Genomic DNA, 20036 nt, shown 5'->3' on the forward strand with positions numbered 1-20036 from the left:
TATGGATGAGTTTTTTATGGAAAAAGTCAGTATTAAAAAGAATTTTGCTTATAGTACTATATATCAAATTATATCTGTGATAACGCCATTAATTACTGCGCCGTATCTATCTCGTGTATTGGGAGCGAAAGCAATTGGAATTCAAAGCTATACAAGCTCCATAAATACATATTTTACGATGTTTGTCGCATTAGGTACATTATCCTATGGGTCTAGAGAAATATCAAGATGTAGAAATGATGTAAAGAAGCGAAGTAGAACATTCTGGGAAATAGAAATAATGACATTAGTCACATTCGCTATATGTATAGCAGTGTGGATTGTATTAGCTTTATGTAGTAAAGAATATGGAATATACTATATGGTGCTGACATTATGTCTGCTTTCCACTGCTCTGGATATTTCATGGTTTTTTACTGGGTTGGAGCAATTTAAACTGATAGTAGTCAGAAATATTATATTTAAGTTGATAGGAATTGGCTGTTTATTTCTATTTATACACTCTAGTGATGACTTGCTTCTATATATTGCAATTAATTCTGTATCTACATTAGCATCTGCTTTGTCTGTCTGGCCATATTTAAGACGTTTTGTAGTAAAAATTCCAGTTAGTGAAATACATATACTTCCCCATTTTAAAGAAACATTGATTTATTTTATACCAACAGTTGCTACGTCAGTATATACAATCCTCGATAAAACACTTCTGGGATGGATGACAAGAAATAATGTGGAGATCGGTTATTATCAGCAGGCTGAAAAGATAATTATTGTTGCAAAAAGTTTGGTGTTTACATCGATTAATTCAGTAGTAGGAGTAAGAATTTCTTATTTGTTTGCAGAAAACAGGTTTGATGAGATACACCAGAAAATTAGATTTTCGATGAACTACATATTTTTTATGGGAATCGGTTGTATGTTCGGCCTAATTGGAGTAGCAAAGAATTTTGTGCCGTTCTTTTTCGGGAATGGATATGAAGGAGTTATTCAGCTGCTTTATATTTTAAGTCCTATAGTAGTTGTTATCGGTGTTAGTAATTGTTTAGGAGTGCAGTACTATACTCCAAGTGGAAGACGGGGAGAAAGCACAAAGTATTTAATAGTAGGTTCGGTTATAAACTTATTCTTTAATTTGTTATTAATTCCTCGTTTTCTTTCGGCAGGAGCGGCATTTGCATCTGTAATTGCGGAAAGTGTAATTGCGATTTTATACCTAAAATGTTGTAATGGATTTATGACGGTAAAACTGATATTAAAAATTGGTTGGAAAAAGTTATTATCAGGAACCTTAATGTTAGTAAATTTGCTTGTAATAAATGATATAAATTTAAGTATAATATCACGGTTGGGATATCAAGTATGCAGTGGGATAGCAATATATGCTATTGGATTAATTATATTAAGGGACGAATGGTTCATCGGATTAATTAATAGATTGATTCAAAATTTAATGAGGAAAATAAAATGATTGATTTAAAAATTGCTTTACCAAAGGGATTTCTGGATGAAGAAGTTCGATGTGGATATACAGTGACAAATAAAATGAAGGAGGTATGGGCTGTAGAAATAGATCTTTTGATGGAATTTAACCGTGTCTGTGAGAAAGCTGGAATTAAATATTATATTGATGCAGGGTCGTTGCTTGGGGCTGTGAGAGAGCAGGGATTTATACCTTGGGATGATGATATTGACTTAGTCATGTTTCGAGATGAATATGAAAAATTACTTACTGTAGCACAGTATGAATTTAAGGAGCCGTACTTTTTTCAAACACCATATACTGAGAAAGGGTATTGGCGAGGTCATGCCCAGATGAGAAATAGTTTAACTACAGCTATTGTAGATAATGAAAAGGGAATGTATACATTTAATCAGGGAATATTTTTGGATATTTTTATATTAGATGGTGTACATGGCGATTGTAGTATGGTTGAAAAACAAAAAAAAGAAGCATTATCTGTGCAAAAAAAAGAAAGAATTATGCGTCAAGGACAAATATCATTAGGGACAAAAGCGAGACTTCTTAGAACTTTTTATAAAGTGGTAGGAAAAAAACATATAGATTTCTATAGGGAATGGGAGAATATTATAAAAAGATATTCTGTAAACGAGTGTGAAAATGTAGCGCCGCTTGGATTTGTTTTTGAAACAGAAAAACGGATACGAAATAGACATTTATATGATAAAACTGTATGGCTCCCATTTGAATTTATTAAAGTACCTGCTCCTGTTGGATATGATGAGTTTCTAACCAGAAGATATGGTAATTATATGGAGCCTGCTAAGATACCAACTACTCATGGAGGGATGTTTTTCGATACAGATAAATCCTATCGTGAATATATATAGAAAATCAAAAGGGAGTGGACAGATATTTTGAGGAGTAATGTAAAAAGAGTTTGTTTTTTTTTATGCATGTTAGTGGTATGTGTCGTTGGATGTAAAGTCTTTTATAGAGCAGAAAGTTATTTTATTGAAAGAAATCAATTCATATATAGAAATGACAAAGCTAATATTGATTTGTCTACCTATTCCCCAATTATTTCAGATAGTGGGGAATGGTACAAGAAATATCATATTATTTCACATGGGGGAGGGGAGATTGGTGGAAAATGTAATACTAATTCTGCTGAAGCATGGGAGAAATCCTATCTGAAAGGAAATAGAATATTTGATGCAGATTTGGCGTTTACCGGGGATCATATACTGGTGTTAAGACATGAATGGTCCGATGATTTGGGACAGGATAACATTTCGGAAGATAGAATACCTGACTATGAAGAATTTATGAACACTCCTATCCATTCCTTGTACACTCCGATGTCGTGTTATGACATGATTACATTTATGAATAAATATGATGATTGTTATGTTGCTTGTGATTTTAAAGATGGTGAAGCCGATACTTTTGAGTTTTTGGTAAATGCCGCATGGCAAATGAATTGTGTAGATATTTTAGATAGAATCATAGTATCGTTTTATAGTTATGAGCAATATAGAGAGATAAAAGCAGTGTTTAAATTTAAAAACTGGGCAATCAGGCAATATGAAAATGAACCGCATAATTATTATGAATTAGCAGAATTTTGTCTTAAAAACCGAATTCCGGTTGTAATGATAAAGGCAGCATATTTAGATGCCGGAGATGATATATCAGTATTAACGGAAAATGGTATTACAGTCTTTAATGCTGTTATTAACAACCTTGAAGAATACAGAGAATATGAAAAACAGGGTGTCTCGGGATGTGTTTCTGATTTCATTTCTGAAAAAGATTTAAAATGAGACGTATTTTGAAAATTATGCTATACAGGCATAATGGAGGAGCATGATGAAAAAATACAAAATAGGATATACAACGGGCGTCTATGATATGTTTCATATAGGACATCTTAACATATTGAAGAATGCTAAAGAACAATGTGAATATTTAATTGTTGGTGTAAGTACAGATGAGTTAGTGCTGGACTATAAGGGGAAAATTCCTATTATACCGTATGAGGAACGATGTGTGATTGTTGAAGCTATTAAGTATGTGGATAAAGTAGTACCACAGTTCACAATGGATAAACTAGAAGCGTGGAAAAATCTACATTTTGACGTTATGTTTCATGGTTCTGACTGGAAAGGGAGCAGCATGTATAACAAATTTATTAAGGAATTTAGCGAAGTAGGTGTTGATATTGTGTTCTTGCCTCATACACAAGGGGTTTCTTCAACATTGCTCTCTGACATTCTTTATAAGATGAAGGAAGATAGAGAATGAAATATAGTTATGAAAAAGAACAGGAGGATATTATCAAATATGAAAATTCTGGCTGTTATTCCGGCAAGGGCCGGGTCAAAGGGAATTCCAAATAAAAACATACGGATTATAGGCGGTCGTCCGCTTATTTATTATACAATTCATAATGCACTTCATTCTAAAATGATCACAGATGTAATAGTATCTACAGATTCAGAAGAAGTTCGTATTATTGCGGAGCAGATGGGGGCAAAGTATAAGTGTAGAGATGCGGTTCTTTGTGGAGATGAAATTACTTTGGATGCTGTTATTGCCGATGCCATTCCGGAAGGGGAAAGCTGGGATTTTATTGTTACTATGCAGCCAACTTCACCTACACTACATACTGAAACGTTGGATGCGGCAATTAAATACACAATTGACAATGACTTGGATACAGTGATTTCTGCAATTAATTCGCCGCATCTTTCCTGGGGGATTAAAGATGGTAAGAAGACGCCTAATTATACAGAAAGATTAAATAGACAATATCTTCCGCCATGTTATTTGGAGACGGGTGCTTTTGTAATATCCAGGGCGTCTGTAGTGACCACGAAAACAAGGATTGGCGAAAAAGTAGATGTTTATGAGGTTTTGGAAGAGGAATCATATGATGTAGATAATTTTGAGGACTTGCGAAGTGTTGCCGCGGCTTTAGACAGACAGAAAGTGGCTATATATGTTAATGGAAACAATAAACGTGGAATTGGACATATATATAGGGCATTAGAAATTGCAGACGAATTTTATGTTAAACCGGATATTTACTATGATTCTAATCAGACTGAATCAAAAGTATTTGGTCAGACAACCCATAGGATTATTGCTGTTGACGGTATTGCAGAGCTTTTTGAACGTTGTAAAGAGAATAAATATACGATTTTTATTAATGATATACTTACAACTTCGATTGATTATATGATTGGTTTGAGAAGCGTGCTGCCTAATGCAAAAATAATCAATTTTGAGGATGACGGCGAAGGCGCCATCAAGGCTGACCTGGTCTTTAATGCGTTATTTTATGAGGATGAGTATCCGCAAGTACATTCTGGTGAGAAATATTATATCTCCGGCAAAACATTTATGTTTTATAAGCCTGTTAACATTAAAGATAATGTTGAAAGGATCTTTATTTCATTTGGAGGGGCAGATCCGCAAAATTATTCAGAACGTCTATTGAAAATGGTTACGAAGGATGAGTATAAAAGGTATCATTTTATAGTTGTTCTAGGACGTGCAAAAGAAAACATTGATGTATTGATGGAATATAACAGATATGAAAATATAGAAGTGCTTTATGATGTTTTTAATATGCCGGAGTTGATGAGTAGTTGTGATTTAGGAATTACGTCCAGGGGACGTACCGGATATGAACTTGCAATGCTGGGGATACCATCAATTTCAATGGCTCAGAATAGGAGAGAAGAGAAACACGGATTTGTCTGTAACGAAAACGGATTTACATATATTGGATTGAATCCGGCTGATGAGATTATTGAAAGTAATTTAAAAATGTATTTATCAATGTCGAAGGGGAGCAGGCAGAAGTTTCAAAATAAGCTTATTTCCCATGATTTACGCGGCGGTCGTCGGAGGGTTATGAGCCTTATAAATAGTTTATAGAAGAGCAAGATATTATACAAATATATTTTAAGGAGAAACGAACATGAATAAACCGTATGTGATAGCAGAGATGGGTGTTAATTTTTATGATACCGCTAGAGTAATGGAAATTTCTCCGCTTGAGGCTGCGAAGATTTATATAGATAAAGCGGCTGAAGTGGGGATAGATTGTGCAAAGTTTCAGTCATACAAGGCTGGTACGATTGTTTCTAAGAATTCCCCGGCCTACTGGGATACAACGAAAGAACCGACTAAAACGCAGTATGAACTTTTTCTAAAACATGACAGGTTTGGTGAAACGGAGTATCAAGAGTTAAGTGATTATACCCATTCAAAAGGAATGAACTTCACATCAACGCCGTTTGACTATGCGTCTGCAGATTATTTAGAAAATATGGTTGATTTTTATAAAATATCATCATCAGATCTTACGAATATCCCATTTATCCGGCACATTGGAAAAAAGGGGAAACCAGTCTGTATGTCTGTAGGGGCGGCATATTTATCAGAAGTTGATGTAGCAGTTAGGGCGCTTAAAGAAGAAGGGTGTGCAGATATTGTCCTGCTTCACTGTGTCCTTTCGTACCCAACTGAGCCTCAAAATGCAAATCTACGTGTTATCACTACATTAAAAAGAGATTTCCCAGATATCAGGGTTGGGTTTAGTGACCATGTAGCACCAGATGATACAATGATGACATTAGCAGCCGCTTATTTGCTTGGTGCGGAAGTGATTGAAAAGCATTTTACATTAGATAAAACACTTTCAGGAAATGATCATTATCATGCTGGAAGCCCAGGAGATTTTAAGAGAGCTATTGCCAATTTTAGATGGATTGACAAGGTTCTTGGGACACCGGAAAAAACAGTTCTGGAATGTGAGAAATTACCAAGGCGGGAGGCAAGGCGTTCTCTTGTGCTTGCTAGAGATTTGAAGGCGGGAGAAGTCATAAAAAAGGAAGATTTAATGCCTAAAAGACCGGGGACAGGAATCTCTCCTGAATTTATGGAGGTTGTTGTAGGCAGAAAGGTAAATAGAGATTTAAAAGAAGATACAATACTCACATGGGATTTAATCTAAACAAATAGCTTATTTGACAGGTGGAGGGAAATTCAGGATGAAAATATTAGTTACAGGAGGAAATGGATATCTGGGTACAGGTGTTAGTAGACAGTTATGCGATGATGGTGTTGAGGTGATTGCTGCTTGTCATTCTAAGATAAATATCGATGATGTGAGAGTTAATGTAAAAAAGTGCGATATTTTTAACATAGAAAATCCGTTTGATTATTTTGAACAGCCAGATGTTTTACTGCATATGGCTTGGAAAAATGGATTTGTGCATAAGGAACCTTCACATATTTATGATTTGCCAAAACATTATAGTTTTATTAATAAAATGCTCGAGGGAGGCTGTAAACATATTGCAGTAATGGGGACAATGCATGAGGTTGGTTTTTTTGAAGGAAGTATCAAGGAGGAGACTCCTACCAATCCTGAAAGTCTTTATGGGATAAGCAAAGATGCATTAAGGAATATAGTGAAACTTTTATGCAGAGATTCTGGTGCAGTTTTTCAATGGTTGAGGGGATACTATATTGTAGGAAATTCTGAGACAGGAAGTTCAATATTTAGTAAGATCACTGCGGCTGAGAAAAGAGGAGATGAATTGTTTCCTTTTACGATGGGAATTAATCAATGGGATTTTATTGATTACGATGAGTTCTGTAAGCAAGTAGCCGCGACTGTTGAGCAAAAGGAAATTAATGGTGTGATTAATCTATGTCATGGTAGACCGGAAAAACTTGCTGACAGGGTTGAAAGATTTATTAAGGAAAATGATTATAAGATAAAATTAGATTATGGCAAGTTCCCAGATAGGTCATATGATAGTAAGGCAGTCTGGGGGGATGACAGTAAAATTAAGGAAATAATGAAGCGCCGGAAAACAATATTTTACTGATGGTATTATGAGATTTGTTCGGTTTGGGACGAATTGTCTCAAACCGGTGAAATAAATTTGTTGTTACATTTGTAAGAAAACGTATTATTCAGAATATATATCTTTTTATCAGGATTTTCTTATTATCAAATCATTGCTAATGTTCGTACCAGATTAATACTAAGAAAATTAGATGGTATTTCTATGCTAAAATCCCTTTTTATTATTTTTATATTTTGTAGATGACAATCGGATTTAACGTCAGATGGTTAGATCAGGTGGAGAATATGTATGCTAGTTAGTCGAACGAGTCTGAAAGATTATATTCTGCATATATAGGTGCGTAGGTAGGAAAATACAAAATTATTATAAAAAATATCGTAATCCATCGAATTTTGTGGTAAACTATTCATAGTTTTTCAATGGTAAGGAGATAAGGGGAAGAAATTCCTCTTTATTTGCTTACCATTTTTTTATATCCAGCAAAAGATAAAAGGAAGGTAACGATATGCGGCGCTTATTTAGAATACACATTCCCTGCTATGAATTTGAAGATTTTTCTAGCCTAATTGAATATGGAGGAACACCAGAACAAATATGCTATCACCGAACTATGAATTGTCTGGAATGGTACATACGCAAAGCCATTTTCTACAAACGTATATTTTACCTCCTATCTATGGTAAACCTATTATTGCCTCTTCTGAGTACTGCTATCATGGCGTGGAAAAAGGATTCAGACATAGGGATTATACTCTCTGCATGTACCTCTTTATCGGCGTCCTCGCTTGCGCTTTTCAACGCCCGCGATAAGTGGACGAGCTATCGGACGGCTGCGGAGAATATCAAGAGACAATACTCCCTATATTGTGCTAAAGTAGAACCGTTTGATGATGAAAACGCTCATTCGCGGTATATCATGTTACTGGAGCAGTATATGACAGAAGTACATACCCATTGGTGCGATATGCAAGCAGAAGAAATCAAAGAGGAGAAAAAGTAATGAAGTGGCTCCATTTATCAGATATTCATATGGGTTCTGAGTTGATTCCTGGGGCGGATACCCAACGGCTCAGGGAACAGCTCTTAACTTATTTGGCGGAAGAGGTGGGCCCGGTAGATTGGCTTTTCCTGACCGGCGACTACCGCTATTGCGGGCAGCCAAATACGCCGGAGCAAGCATGGGACTGGATTCGGCGTATTGCGAATGCGGTTAAGCTCAGTGATATTTCAGAACAAGTCTGCATGGCGCCTGGAAACCATGACATTGCCAGAAGTAATGTAAGAAAATACTTAACAGATGGAATTCGACAAAATTACAATCCTATGGCAGGGGTGTTTGAACAAGAGGAATTAGCAGCTTTGCTGCAAGGATTTTCTTACTATAACGGCTTATATCAGAAAGTATATGTCGTAGATTACATAGAGCATTCTCTTCAAAAACATAATCCACACATTTACAAAGACTGCGGAGAGTTTTGTATCTATATGCTGAATACCGCGTTACTGTCAAATGAGGATGAGGAACGAGGAAGCCTTTTGGTCGGAACCGGGCATGTATCCTATTTAGAATCGGCAAATGGGAAGCCAGTCATCGCTTTGGGACATCATGGATTGGAACTGCTGGCGCCGGAAGAGCGAAGAAGCTTGAAAACGATTTTCAAAGAGAAAAATGTGAAACTCTATCTGTGCGGGGATGCCCATGAATTGTATGAAGACTGCCAGGGAGAAGGTCTTTATCAAATAACAAGCGGCTGTATTTGCAGAAGTTCTAAGGATGTAGACGCCGCATTTACCACAGGAGAAATAGCGGGCGGAGACATTAAGGTAACTGCCCATGAATGGCGCGGAAATTGGGCAGTCAACCCTCATTTTGGAACTCAGGGAGTATTGCAGATTGGCGGAAGCAGTGGTTGGAATCATGAATTCAAAGGGTTTGAACCAAGACTTTGGAAGCATTTCCAAGAAGGGGTTCAGAACTATGAAAGAGAAGACGTCCAGATTCATACGCCCCAAATCTTACTTCTTTTGCTTCAATATCCAGGAAGCATCATGAAAAGGAGTTTCGATCAGTATAGAGTGAAAAGCGGCAGTTTGGCATTGGGCGATTATCTATGCAGTTACTATAAAAAAGTAAATGCAGAACAGAAAGCCTGCGGCATGCATTTTAACTGGGGAATTGAATGGAATGCGCTGCTTGGGCTGGAGCTTGCAAAATCCCTGATGCAGCGCAAAAAATATCCGTATATAACAGAAAATCTTTTATCATACGCAGTTTTATCATCTGGCAGAAGTAATACGGTGAAACAATTACAGCTAAAATTGGGAGTGGAAACATTTGAAATGATAAAGCAAAGAATTTTATATGACGGCACAGAAGTGAATTTTGTGCAAATGCCTTTATTGTAAGTTAAGGGAGAGAATCGTTATGGAAAGTGAAAAGAGTGAAGAGAGTTTCTCGGTTTATTTGCCGGATATGTCTGCGATAAGCATCAGAGAATGTGAATCCAATGAAGAAAAACAGAGATTTCCGTTTGTGCTGCCGCCATCGTATAAGCCGGCGCATACTTTTTTGGTTGGAGATGTAATCCTGGAACGGTATGAGGTAAAGGAGCGTATGCATGGGAATATGGGGGATGTCTATCGGTGCTATGACAGATTTTTAAGGGATGATGTTGCGATGAAAACGCTGATCAGCGATGGCAGAGGCAGCCGCCGAAAGTTTGAGTTTTTTATGGAAGAAGTACAGGAACGGATGCATATAGATTATCATCCCAATGTAACAAGCCTCATGCTTGTGGAGAATATCCAGGGCTATCCTTATATTATCAGCGAGTGGGTGAAGGGAGATCCACATTATGGGAATTCTTTTGATGGCTGGATGAATTCTTATTCCTTTCAAACAGAAGAAATCGTGGATTTTATGTTACAAGTCTGTAAGGGACTTGAACACTGCTGCAAACAACTTTCCAAAGTGGAAAAAAGGTTTGTTCTCGGAGATTTGAAACCTGAAAATATTTTAGTTTCAGAAGACCGTACATACAAACTAATGGATTTTTCTACCCACAGTTACACGGCTGCATGGGCTTCCCCAGAACAGAAAAAAGGGGAAGAATTGGATGAGCGCAGCGATATTTATACGCTTGGCATGATTGCCTTTTGTCTGTTAAAGCAAGAGGAGGGAAACGCAAGCGGGAATGCTCTGGAAACCAGGGTACGAGAGTTGGTTTTGCGGTGTATGGAATCAGACCCTAAGGATAGATTTACATCATATAGAGAATTGCAGGAGGCGCTGCAGGAATGCTGTCGCAAGTTTCAGATTCCGGAACATAAGAATAAGATACGGTATCGGACTTTTTTAGATAACCTCTATAAAACTTATTCTGAAATTAATATGGGTTGGGCAAATCCAGGCGCGGGAACTCTTATGAATGCAAGTTATGCCATGGGGCTGATAACAAAAAACTATCTGAGTATGGGAGAATATATGGAATATGCCAGAAATGAAGACAGGGATCTCTATGAAGCGGAGGCGGCAAGACTGCGTGGAGACGCCAGGGAAGCTTTGGAAATTCTTTCCCGCTCCTATACGTTCAGAAAAAAATCGCCTAAGTTTTTTTATATACGCGGATTGGCGTATTATTCCCTGAATGACTTCCCAGACGCAATTCATGAATTTGCGCTGTCTTCGGAGAGGGAGTTATTTCTTCCGGCTTTAGATATTATGGCGGATCTCTTACTGCAAAATCCTGCTTTATACAGCGAACCGGGGCGTCAGGGCAATGTAAAAATAATTTTGGATAAGATGGGGCGTGATAACCTGAAGAATGTTCCAGGATATTTATTTAACCAGGTATACGGCAAGTTTTTAATGAAGAACATCTATACTGCGGAGGCTATATTTTTGAGTGTGGTACGGATGATCACCGATGATGCGAATTATCTGGCGGATAGAAGGAAAGCGATTACACTGCTTTTTTGTTGGTTTACTCTTGGAAATGAGAGCAAGACGGCGGAATTGATTTCGATGATACGTGAAAAATATGGGGACAATTACCAGTATCTGCTAGAGTCTGTTAGGCATGATTTGTCTTCTTGATTTATTTTAATATAGAGTTTAAAGGGCTGGGCAGCATTTGTCCAGCCTTGTTATTTGTCTTATTTGAATGTGTCATAATGCCACGTTCTTTTTCTTCTTATATAATCATTTAAAAAAAAGAGAGGAATGATTACAAATGACAAAAAATCAGAAATTGGAGACAATCGTACCACAGTGGCTGGAGAATTCAAAGATGCGTGTAAAGGAGTCTACTTATGTAAAATATGTGAACCTGACGTCTAATCACATCTTACCATTACTTGGTGATATTGAGGCGGATCGCCTGACGACAGACACTATCGAGCAGTTTGTACAGAGCAGGCTGAATGCAGGCAATAAACAAGGCAAAGGCCTGGCTGAGAAAACGGTGAAGGATCTTCTGATTGTATTAAAAGATATCTGCCGTTATGCGGCTCTATGTGATGTTAACATTCCATGCCGTTTTGAACTAATTCGGGTCAGGGGGAATGACAGCGAGATCCAGGTTTTGGACAAACATACCCAGTTGCGTCTGGAGCGTTTCCTTATGAGGGACGTCTATAATCTGAGGAAAACCGGAATCCTGCTGAGCCTGTGCATGGGGCTTCGGTTAGGGGAGATCTGCGCGTTGCGGAAAGGGCAGATTTTATATAAGGAAGGAATCCTCCAAGTGAGATCTACGATGCAGAGAATCCAGAATTTTAATGCCGAGGTAGATTGGAAGGGGAGGGAGAACCGGAAAACGAGGGTCATCATCACTTCGCCTAAGAGCGCTTGTTCTGTGAGGGATATCCCAATGCCGCAATTTATGATGGAGCGTCTGGAACGTCTGAAGACTTCGGATGATGATGTGTTTGTACTGACAGGTACATCGAAAAAATTTATTGAGCCGAGAACGTATGAAAATGTTTTTAAGAGATATTTAATGGAGTGTAATATGGATATTGTAAATTTTCATGCATTACGCCATACATTTGCAACAAGGTGCATAGAGAGGGGATTTGATGTCAAAACTCTAAGTGAGATTCTGGGGCATGCGAATGTAAATATCACATTGAATCGTTATGTTCATTCTTCCATGGAGCAGAAACGAAAATGGATGAGCGAGATGACGCTGGGGGTGATGTATTAAGATAATAATTAGTTGTAAAAATACGGAAAACCCCTTGACAAGGGTGGTTATTCGTAATAAACTAATCTAGCGTGTATCGGGGATTCCCGGAACACGGGGCAGGCAATAGACAGCCTGCAGATTGGCAACAGAATGCAACTTATTATAATCGTAGGAGGTGAAAGAGAATGCCAACATTTAACCAGTTAGTAAAGAAAGGCCGTGAGACGTCTGTAAAGAAGTCTACAGCTCCAGCGCTTCAGAAAGGGTATAACTCTTTAAGGAAGAGAAGTACGGATGCATCCGCTCCTCAGAAGAGAGGTGTTTGTACCGCAGTTAAGACTGCTACACCTAAGAAGCCTAACTCAGCGCTTCGTAAGATTGCCAGAGTACGTCTGTCTAACGGTATTGAGGTGACAAGCTATATCCCAGGAGAAGGCCACAACCTTCAGGAGCATAGTGTTGTCCTGATTCGTGGTGGAAGGGTAAAAGACCTTCCAGGTACAAGATATCATATCGTTAGAGGAACGCTTGATACGGCAGGTGTCGCTAAGAGAAGGCAGGCACGTTCTAAATACGGCGCCAAGAGACCAAAAGACGCTAAAAAGTAAGAATTTTCAAGTAGTCACAAACAGAACTATGATTAAGTAAGTTGCAAGGATATAGATTGCACTACACAGTATCATTAGAAAGACACATGTGAGTACCGATGAATTAATCAGTGCATTTTTTAATTGCACAATTATGTTTAAGGAGGGAAGGACCGTGCCACGTAAAGGACATACCCAGAAGAGAGATGTATTAGCAGATCCGTTGTACAACAATAAAGTGGTTACAAAGCTGATTAACAACATCATGTTAGACGGCAAGAAGGGTGTAGCACAGAAGATTGTATACGGAGCTTTTGACAGAGTTGCCGCAAAATCCGATAAGCCGGCAATCGAAGTATTTGAAGAGGCAATGAGCAACATCATGCCTGTACTCGAGGTTAAGGCAAGACGTATCGGAGGGGCAACCTACCAGGTGCCAATCGAAGTAAGAGCCGACAGAAGACAGGCTTTGGCGCTTCGCTGGCTGACATTGTATTCACGCAAGAGAGGCGAGAAGACGATGGAGGAAAGATTGGCAAATGAGATTCTTGATGCATCCAACAACACAGGCGCATCTGTGAAGAAGAAAGAAGACATGCACAAGATGGCTGAGGCAAATAAGGCATTTGCACACTACAGATTCTAGGAGGCAGCAATGGCAGGAAGAGAATACCCGTTAGAGAGAACTAGAAATATCGGTATTATGGCGCATATTGATGCTGGAAAGACAACAACAACAGAGCGTATTTTGTATTATACCGGTGTTAATCACAAGATTGGTGATACTCATGAAGGTACTGCTACCATGGACTGGATGGCCCAGGAACAGGAGAGGGGTATCACGATTACTTCCGCTGCTACAACATGTCACTGGACGCTGCAGGAAAACTGCAAGCCAAAAGAGGGTGAATTAGAGCACCGTATCAATATTATTGATACCCCGGGACACGTTGACTTTACAGTAGAAGTAGAGCGTTCACTCCGTGTACTCGATGGCGCAGTAGGTGTATTTTGTGCTAAGGGCGGAGTTGAACCGCAGTCAGAGAACGTATGGCGTCAGGCTGACACATACAATGTACCGAGAATGGCATTTATTAACAAGATGGATATCTTGGGAGCCAATTTCTATGGTGCAGTAGAGCAGATCAAGACCAGATTAGGAAAGAATGCTATCTGCATCCAGCTTCCAATCGGAAAAGAAGATGAATTCAAGGGAATCATCGATCTCTTTGAGATGAAGGCTTACATCTATAATGATGATAAGGGAGATGATATCTCAATTGTTGATATTCCGGAGGATATGGCAGATGACGCAGAACTTTACCGTTCAGAACTGGTAGAGAAGATCTGTGAGTTAGATGATGATTTGATGATGGCTTACCTGGAAGGGGAAGAGCCGTCTGTCAGTGAATTAAAGGCAGTTTTAAGAAAAGCAACCTGCGAATGTACGGCAGTTCCGGTATGTTGCGGAACGGCTTACAGAAATAAAGGAGTTCAGAAACTTCTTGACGCGGTCGTTGAGTTCATGCCTTCTCCGCTTGACATCCCGCCGATTCAGGGCGTTGATGGAGACGGAAATGATACGGTGAGACATTCTTCGGATGAAGAGCCGTTTTCAGCGCTTGCATTTAAGATTATGACAGACCCGTTTGTAGGGAAGCTGGCATATTTCAGAGTATATTCTGGTACGATGAACTCCGGTTCTTACGTACTGAACGCAACAAAGGGCAAGAAAGAGCGTGTTGGACGTATCCTTCAGATGCATGCCAACAAGAGAGAGGAACTGAGCAAGGTTTATTCCGGTGACATCGCGGCAGCGATTGGATTCAAGTTTACGACGACGGGTGATACCATCTGTGACGAGCAGCATCCGGTAATCTTAGAGTCCATGGAATTCCCGGAGCCGGTTATCGAGCTTGCAATCGAGCCTAAGACCAAGGCTTCTCAGGGCAAACTTGGCGAGTCTCTTGCCAAACTTGCAGAGGAAGACCCGACATTCCGTGCTCATACTGACCCGGATACAGGCCAGACGATTATTGCCGGAATGGGCGAGCTTCATCTGGAGATTATTGTTGACAGACTTCTCCGTGAGTTCAAGGTAGAGGCGAACGTAGGCGCACCTCAGGTTGCTTACAAGGAAGCATTTACTAAGGCGGTAGACGTAGACAGCAAGTATGCGAAGCAGTCCGGCGGACGCGGACAGTATGGACATTGTAAGGTTAAATTCGAGCCAATGGATATCAACGGTGAGGAGACCTTCAAGTTTGAGTCTACGGTAGTCGGCGGTGCGATTCCTAAGGAATACATTCCTAAGATTGGGGAAGGTATTGAGGAAGCGATGCAGTCCGGTATCCTTGGAGGATTCCCGGTTGTGGGCGTTAAGGCGAATGTATATGACGGTTCTTACCATGAAGTCGATTCAAGTGAAATGGCATTCCATATCGCCGGTTCCCTGGCGTTTAAGGACGCTATGAAGAAGGCTGCTCCGGTATTATGTGAGCCTATCATGAAGGTGGAAGTAACGATGCCGGAAGAGTATATGGGAGACGTTATCGGCGACATTAACTCTCGCCGTGGAAGAATCGAAGGCATGGATGACCTTGGCGGCGGTAAGATTGTCCGCGGATATGTTCCGTTGTCTGAGATGTTCGGATACTCTACAGACCTTCGTTCACGTACTCAGGGACGTGGAAATTACTCCATGTTCTTTGAAAAATACGAGCAGGTACCGAAATCTGTACAGGAAAAGGTATTATCGAACAAAAATGATTAATTAAATAGTAAAAAGGCTTGAAAAACTGCATGATTTGAAATATAATCAATGTTAGCTGAGTAAACGTAAATATTTTTAAACGCACTGTATTTTAAGGAGGATTATTCAAAATGGCAAAGGCTAAATTTGAAAGAACAAAACCACATTGTAATATTGGTACAATCGGTCACGTTGACCACGGCAAGACCACTCTGACAGCAGCTATCACCAAGACTCTTGCAGAGAGAGTTGCAGGTAATGCGGCAGTAGATTTCGAGAACATCGACAAGGCTCCAGAAGAGAGAGAGCGTGGTATCACAATTTCTACAGCACACGTTGAGTATGAGACAGAGAAGCGTCACTATGCTCACGTAGACTGCCCAGGACATGCTGACTATGTTAAGAACATGATTACTGGTGCGGCTCAGATGGACGGCGCTATCCTTGTAGTCGCTGCTACTGACGGTGTTATGGCTCAGACAAGAGAGCACATCCTGCTTTCTCGTCAGGTAGGTGTTCCTTATATCGTTGTATTCATGAACAAGTGTGACATGGTTGACGATGAGGAGCTTCTTGAGCTGGTTGAGATGGAAATCCGCGAGCTGTTAGACGAGTATGAGTTCCCGGGAGATGACACACCGATTATCCAGGGTTCTGCTCTGAAGGCTCTTGAGGATCCGTCAGGCGAGTGGGGAGATAAGGTTATGGAGCTGATGGCAGCAGTTGACAGCTACATTCCAGATCCGCAGCGTGCAACAGATCAGCCGTTCCTGATGCCTGTAGAGGACGTATTCTCTATTACAGGACGTGGAACAGTTGCTACTGGTAGAGTAGAGCGTGGTGTGCTTCATGTTTCTGACGAAGTAGAGATCGTTGGTATCCATGAGGAGACAAGAAAGACGGTTGTTACAGGTGTTGAGATGTTCCGTAAGCTGCTTGACGAGGCTCAGGCTGGTGATAACATCGGCGCTCTTCTGCGTGGTGTTCAGAGAACAGAGATTGAAAGAGGACAGGTTCTTGTTAAACCGGGTTCTGTAACTTGCCACAAGAAGTTTACGGCTCAGGTTTACGTATTGACGAAGGATGAAGGTGGACGTCATACACCATTCTTCAACAACTACAGACCACAGTTCTATTTCAGAACAACAGACGTTACAGGTGTCTGCAATCTGCCGGAGGGCGTAGAGATGTGTATGCCTGGCGATAACGTAGAGATGTCTATCGAGTTGATTCACCCGGTTGCTATGGAGCAGGGACTTAGGTTCGCTATCCGTGAGGGTGGTAGGACTGTTGGTTCTGGTCGTGTTGCTACGATTGTTGAGTAATCAGTAAAAAGCTAGATTTTATAGGGCTTTCCGAGAAATCGGGAGGCCCTTTTTGAAACTTTGCAACAGTGAAAATGTGTAAAATGGTGCCAAAACGGTGCCAAGAAAATTTAAAAATTTGTAAACTTAGAAAAAAGTATTGAAGAAATCCAAAAATTTGATATAATTTATATACTAAATCATAGAAGGAAGGAATAGAAAATGAAAAGCCCAAATGTAAATATTTACAAGGTTCAGATGGCTTATTTTTTTAAGGAAAAAAGTGAAATTAGAGCATTTGGACTTATTAGTAGCTTGTATAATCAGCTGAAAGATGTTTTTAAAACAGAACCGCAATCGATACCTATTCCTGACGATGCACCTGCAGATGTTCCTCGTTGCGTTTGGAATGATATTAATACATCATTGACGTTTAATAAATTAAGATTAGATTTTTCTTTTAATATTCCTTCAAAATATAATTGGGAACAATTATTGCATGAGTTTAATGATAAAATTACTAAGGCATTCGATGGATGTGAGGTTATTATTGATAGGGTTGGATTGGTTTCAGAATTAATGTCCATTGATAATTTGCACAATATATTGAATGAGTTCGTCAATATAGAGAAATTTAATGGTTCTAGTGAAGCTAATATATCATGGTTGGAGAATATTGATTCATATAATGTGTGGACGTATATCATTATTAATGAATTAAAGAATGAGAATAAGATAATATTTGATATAAATAGTTTACCTGATTGTAAATTAAGTGAGCAAGGTGTATTGGCTAAAGATGCAATGAATAAATGTGCTGAAAAGTTGAAGGGAAAGATGCTGAATGTATTATAAATCAAATAATGCAGTGTTGAGTCAGCCATATGTATGGGAGATAGATGCATATAAGGTAAAGAGTATTGTTACATATGCAATGAATGGTCTTTTTGAAAGACTAGAAAATGCATTTGAGCTAACATCAGGAATGAAGAATGGTGCTATTGGATATAATAGTAAAAAATATGAGGAATTAGAAAAGATATATTCGATGGCATATACTAGAATTAATTCATTAGAAAAAAACTATGTAGAGGCTAGTGCAGCGCTGTGTGAAATTGAAAAATTGAAGGATAATTGGAATGGTAATGGTGCAAATTCCTTTTCTACAAAATTGATTGAAAAGTGTAGAGAGATTGTTATGCAGTTGGCTGCTGAGCCATTTGTTTGTCCTACTGCTTGTGGCTCAATCCAGTTTGAATATGAAAAGGACAATGGAGACTATTTGGAATTTGAAATTTATGAAGATAGGATTGAAGTTTTCTTAGATACTCTGTCTGATGGAGAGGAAGAATTTAATTTACAAGGTATTTCGGCAACTGATAAAATGAAACAAATGGTGGTAGATTTTTATGGTTGAAAGAGATTGGACAGCAATTTTCCGCAGAGTAAAAAGTAAGCCGATTTTTATGAAAGATGGTAGACCATCATCAGCTCTATTTAAAGATAGTAAAGGAGTATCAGTTGATAGAGATGCTGGCAGAAATATTAATGATATAATATCTGATGAAGAACGTCTGCATTCTTTGTATACAAACGGGTTATCTGATGAAGAGATGAGAGAGCGTGGAGAGGAGTTGAAAGCAGTTATTCAATTAACTGATTCACAGTGTGATTTGGTTAAAGTTTGTATTATACCGGATCCCATAGATGGGGAAAATGAGTATCATGCGTTGCTTCAAAAATCAGAAACGGAAATTCAATTATCAAAAAGTCAAGCTAAGACATTGGCAAAGTTAGCGGTAGTAGTAAAAAATTATGTATGATATCTCTATTGATAGAGATATCATTAGAGGACCGTAGGAAAAAATATAATACATTTAAACAACTCCAGTGAAAATAAGTGTTCACTGGAGCCTTTTTTTACCACCCTTTAATCTGCTTTACCTGTTCTGCTCGTTCTTTATCTTTGTGATACTGTAATTTGAACTGTATCGTTTCCACTACTTCCTTTCTTGCTTCATCGTCTAGCTGATAAAATGAAGTCAACAGGTTATCCACATCGGGCATACTATTTTTTCCAAACAGATACATAAGCGGATATAGTGAATTTTTTAAATATACCTTTACCCGGTTTCTGTCAAGAGCCCCATTCAGTCCATCGGGGAGCGTGGGATATATTTCTTCTTCAGTAATAGTGCCGGAGAACGGACTGGCGGCGCATATCTCATTCACATCAATTTCTAATTCATTTGCCAACCGTAAAGCAAAGTCAAATCGGATATTGGAATCCTTTTGGATAATAGAATATAGTGTTGTAGCACTAATTCCCGTAGCCTTTGCAATCTGACGGACATTTGTATTCTTACTATCAAGTATTTCTTTCAGCTTCTTTCCATCACCCATAGTGACCTCCTATTTTCATATGTTGAATAATTACGAAAAGCATAAATCTTATTTATTATCATACCACATATACGAAAAACATAAAAGAGAAAAATAGAAAAAATGTAAGTACGAAGTTCGTAAAAATATTTTTACGAAGTGTTGACATTGTTCGGATAAGGTGTTAATATAAATATACGAAATTCGTACAACAACGAAATACAAATAGTGTAATGAATTTCTAAAAGGGGAAAGGAGGACAAACGTGTGGCAAACTACCGTTATATGTTGAGTGCGGAAGATATAGCCAAAGAGTTAAATTGTTCAAAATCTCATGCCTACAAGATTGTAAAAGAACTGAACAGGGAACTTGCAGGACAGGGGTATATTACAATGGCAGGACGTATTCCGAGGGCGTTTTGGGCAAAGAAAATGTACGGTTATGAGTTATCAATAAGCTAAAGAGAGG

At 38.9% G+C, this 20036-nt stretch carries 20 protein-coding genes; 19 read left to right on the forward strand and 1 reads right to left on the reverse strand.

Features of this window, described 5'->3' with window-relative positions:
• Positions 1 to 16: 16 nt before the first annotated feature.
• The 18 genes from AC6I3O_RS03170 to AC6I3O_RS03255 all read left to right on the forward strand — a co-directional run bounded on the left by AC6I3O_RS03170 (position 17) and on the right by AC6I3O_RS03255 (position 19008).
• Positions 17 to 1468, forward strand: a complete 1452-nt coding sequence (locus AC6I3O_RS03170) for an oligosaccharide flippase family protein (RefSeq protein ID WP_497849683.1) — start codon at positions 17 to 19, stop codon at positions 1466 to 1468.
• Positions 1465 to 2349, forward strand: coding sequence for a LicD family protein (locus AC6I3O_RS03175; RefSeq protein WP_497849684.1), 885 nt, complete (start codon positions 1465 to 1467; stop codon positions 2347 to 2349). Before AC6I3O_RS03170 ends, AC6I3O_RS03175 begins: the two co-directional genes overlap by 4 nt.
• 27 nt (positions 2350 to 2376) lie before the next feature.
• Entirely contained in the window at positions 2377 to 3285 is a 909-nt protein-coding gene (locus AC6I3O_RS03180; protein ID WP_497849685.1) for a PI-PLC domain-containing protein, read from the forward strand.
• Between the two features lie 46 nt (positions 3286 to 3331).
• Entirely contained in the window at positions 3332 to 3766 is a 435-nt protein-coding gene (locus tag AC6I3O_RS03185) for an FAD synthase family protein (protein WP_497849686.1), read from the forward strand.
• Between the two features lie 9 nt (positions 3767 to 3775).
• Positions 3776 to 5407, forward strand: a complete 1632-nt coding sequence (locus tag AC6I3O_RS03190; RefSeq protein ID WP_497849687.1) for a cytidylyltransferase domain-containing protein — start codon at positions 3776 to 3778, stop codon at positions 5405 to 5407.
• A 43-nt stretch (positions 5408 to 5450) separates the two neighbouring features.
• Entirely contained in the window at positions 5451 to 6488 is a 1038-nt protein-coding gene (locus AC6I3O_RS03195) for an N-acetylneuraminate synthase family protein (RefSeq protein ID WP_497849688.1), read from the forward strand.
• Positions 6489 to 6525: 37 nt separating this feature from the next.
• Complete coding sequence (locus tag AC6I3O_RS03200; protein WP_497849689.1) at positions 6526 to 7371, forward strand: NAD-dependent epimerase/dehydratase family protein; 846 nt, start codon at positions 6526 to 6528, stop codon at positions 7369 to 7371.
• A 592-nt stretch (positions 7372 to 7963) separates the two neighbouring features.
• A complete protein-coding gene (locus AC6I3O_RS03205) occupies positions 7964 to 8353 on the forward strand; it encodes a DUF4231 domain-containing protein (protein WP_497853412.1) in 390 nt (129 codons plus the stop codon).
• The gene (locus AC6I3O_RS03210) at positions 8353 to 9759 is read left to right on the forward strand and encodes a metallophosphoesterase family protein (protein WP_497849690.1); all 1407 of its coding nucleotides are present in this window, start codon (positions 8353 to 8355) and stop codon (positions 9757 to 9759) included. The genes AC6I3O_RS03205 and AC6I3O_RS03210 overlap by 1 nt, the downstream gene beginning before the upstream one ends.
• 19 nt (positions 9760 to 9778) lie before the next feature.
• A complete protein-coding gene (locus AC6I3O_RS03215; RefSeq protein ID WP_497849691.1) occupies positions 9779 to 11449 on the forward strand; it encodes a serine/threonine protein kinase in 1671 nt (556 codons plus the stop codon).
• Positions 11450 to 11585: 136 nt separating this feature from the next.
• Positions 11586 to 12560 (forward strand): tyrosine-type recombinase/integrase, encoded by a 975-nt coding sequence (locus AC6I3O_RS03220; RefSeq protein WP_497849692.1) that lies wholly within the window; start codon positions 11586 to 11588, stop codon positions 12558 to 12560.
• Positions 12561 to 12727: 167 nt separating this feature from the next.
• Positions 12728 to 13150, forward strand: coding sequence for a 30S ribosomal protein S12 (rpsL, locus tag AC6I3O_RS03225; protein ID WP_497849693.1), 423 nt, complete (start codon positions 12728 to 12730; stop codon positions 13148 to 13150).
• A gap of 154 nt (positions 13151 to 13304) precedes the next feature.
• Positions 13305 to 13775 (forward strand): 30S ribosomal protein S7, encoded by a 471-nt coding sequence (gene rpsG, locus AC6I3O_RS03230; RefSeq protein ID WP_207105499.1) that lies wholly within the window; start codon positions 13305 to 13307, stop codon positions 13773 to 13775.
• 9 nt (positions 13776 to 13784) lie between these two features.
• A complete protein-coding gene (fusA, locus tag AC6I3O_RS03235) occupies positions 13785 to 15902 on the forward strand; it encodes an elongation factor G (RefSeq protein WP_497849694.1) in 2118 nt (705 codons plus the stop codon).
• A gap of 110 nt (positions 15903 to 16012) precedes the next feature.
• On the forward strand, positions 16013 to 17206 hold the full coding sequence (gene tuf / locus AC6I3O_RS03240) for an elongation factor Tu (protein ID WP_497849695.1): 1194 nt from the start codon (positions 16013 to 16015) through the stop codon (positions 17204 to 17206).
• Between the two features lie 201 nt (positions 17207 to 17407).
• Entirely contained in the window at positions 17408 to 18040 is a 633-nt protein-coding gene (locus AC6I3O_RS03245) for a hypothetical protein (RefSeq protein WP_304957002.1), read from the forward strand.
• Positions 18030 to 18602: a hypothetical protein gene (locus AC6I3O_RS03250; protein ID WP_497849696.1), complete on the forward strand. Its 573-nt coding sequence runs from the start codon at positions 18030 to 18032 to the stop codon at positions 18600 to 18602. The genes AC6I3O_RS03245 and AC6I3O_RS03250 overlap by 11 nt, the downstream gene beginning before the upstream one ends.
• Positions 18595 to 19008, forward strand: coding sequence for a hypothetical protein (locus AC6I3O_RS03255; protein WP_304957000.1), 414 nt, complete (start codon positions 18595 to 18597; stop codon positions 19006 to 19008). Before AC6I3O_RS03250 ends, AC6I3O_RS03255 begins: the two co-directional genes overlap by 8 nt.
• A gap of 97 nt (positions 19009 to 19105) precedes the next feature.
• On the opposite strand, the gene AC6I3O_RS03260 is transcribed toward AC6I3O_RS03255, so the two are convergent.
• On the reverse strand, positions 19106 to 19588 hold the full coding sequence (locus tag AC6I3O_RS03260; protein ID WP_497849697.1) for a helix-turn-helix domain-containing protein: 483 nt from the start codon (positions 19586 to 19588) through the stop codon (positions 19106 to 19108).
• Positions 19589 to 19834: 246 nt separating this feature from the next.
• On the opposite strand from AC6I3O_RS03260, the gene AC6I3O_RS03265 reads away from it, so the two are divergent.
• Positions 19835 to 20029 (forward strand): DNA-binding protein, encoded by a 195-nt coding sequence (locus AC6I3O_RS03265; RefSeq protein ID WP_497849698.1) that lies wholly within the window; start codon positions 19835 to 19837, stop codon positions 20027 to 20029.
• The last annotated feature ends 7 nt before the right edge of the window (positions 20030 to 20036 follow it).

The sequence above is a fragment of the Sporofaciens sp. St.21A7 genome (assembly GCF_059728535.1).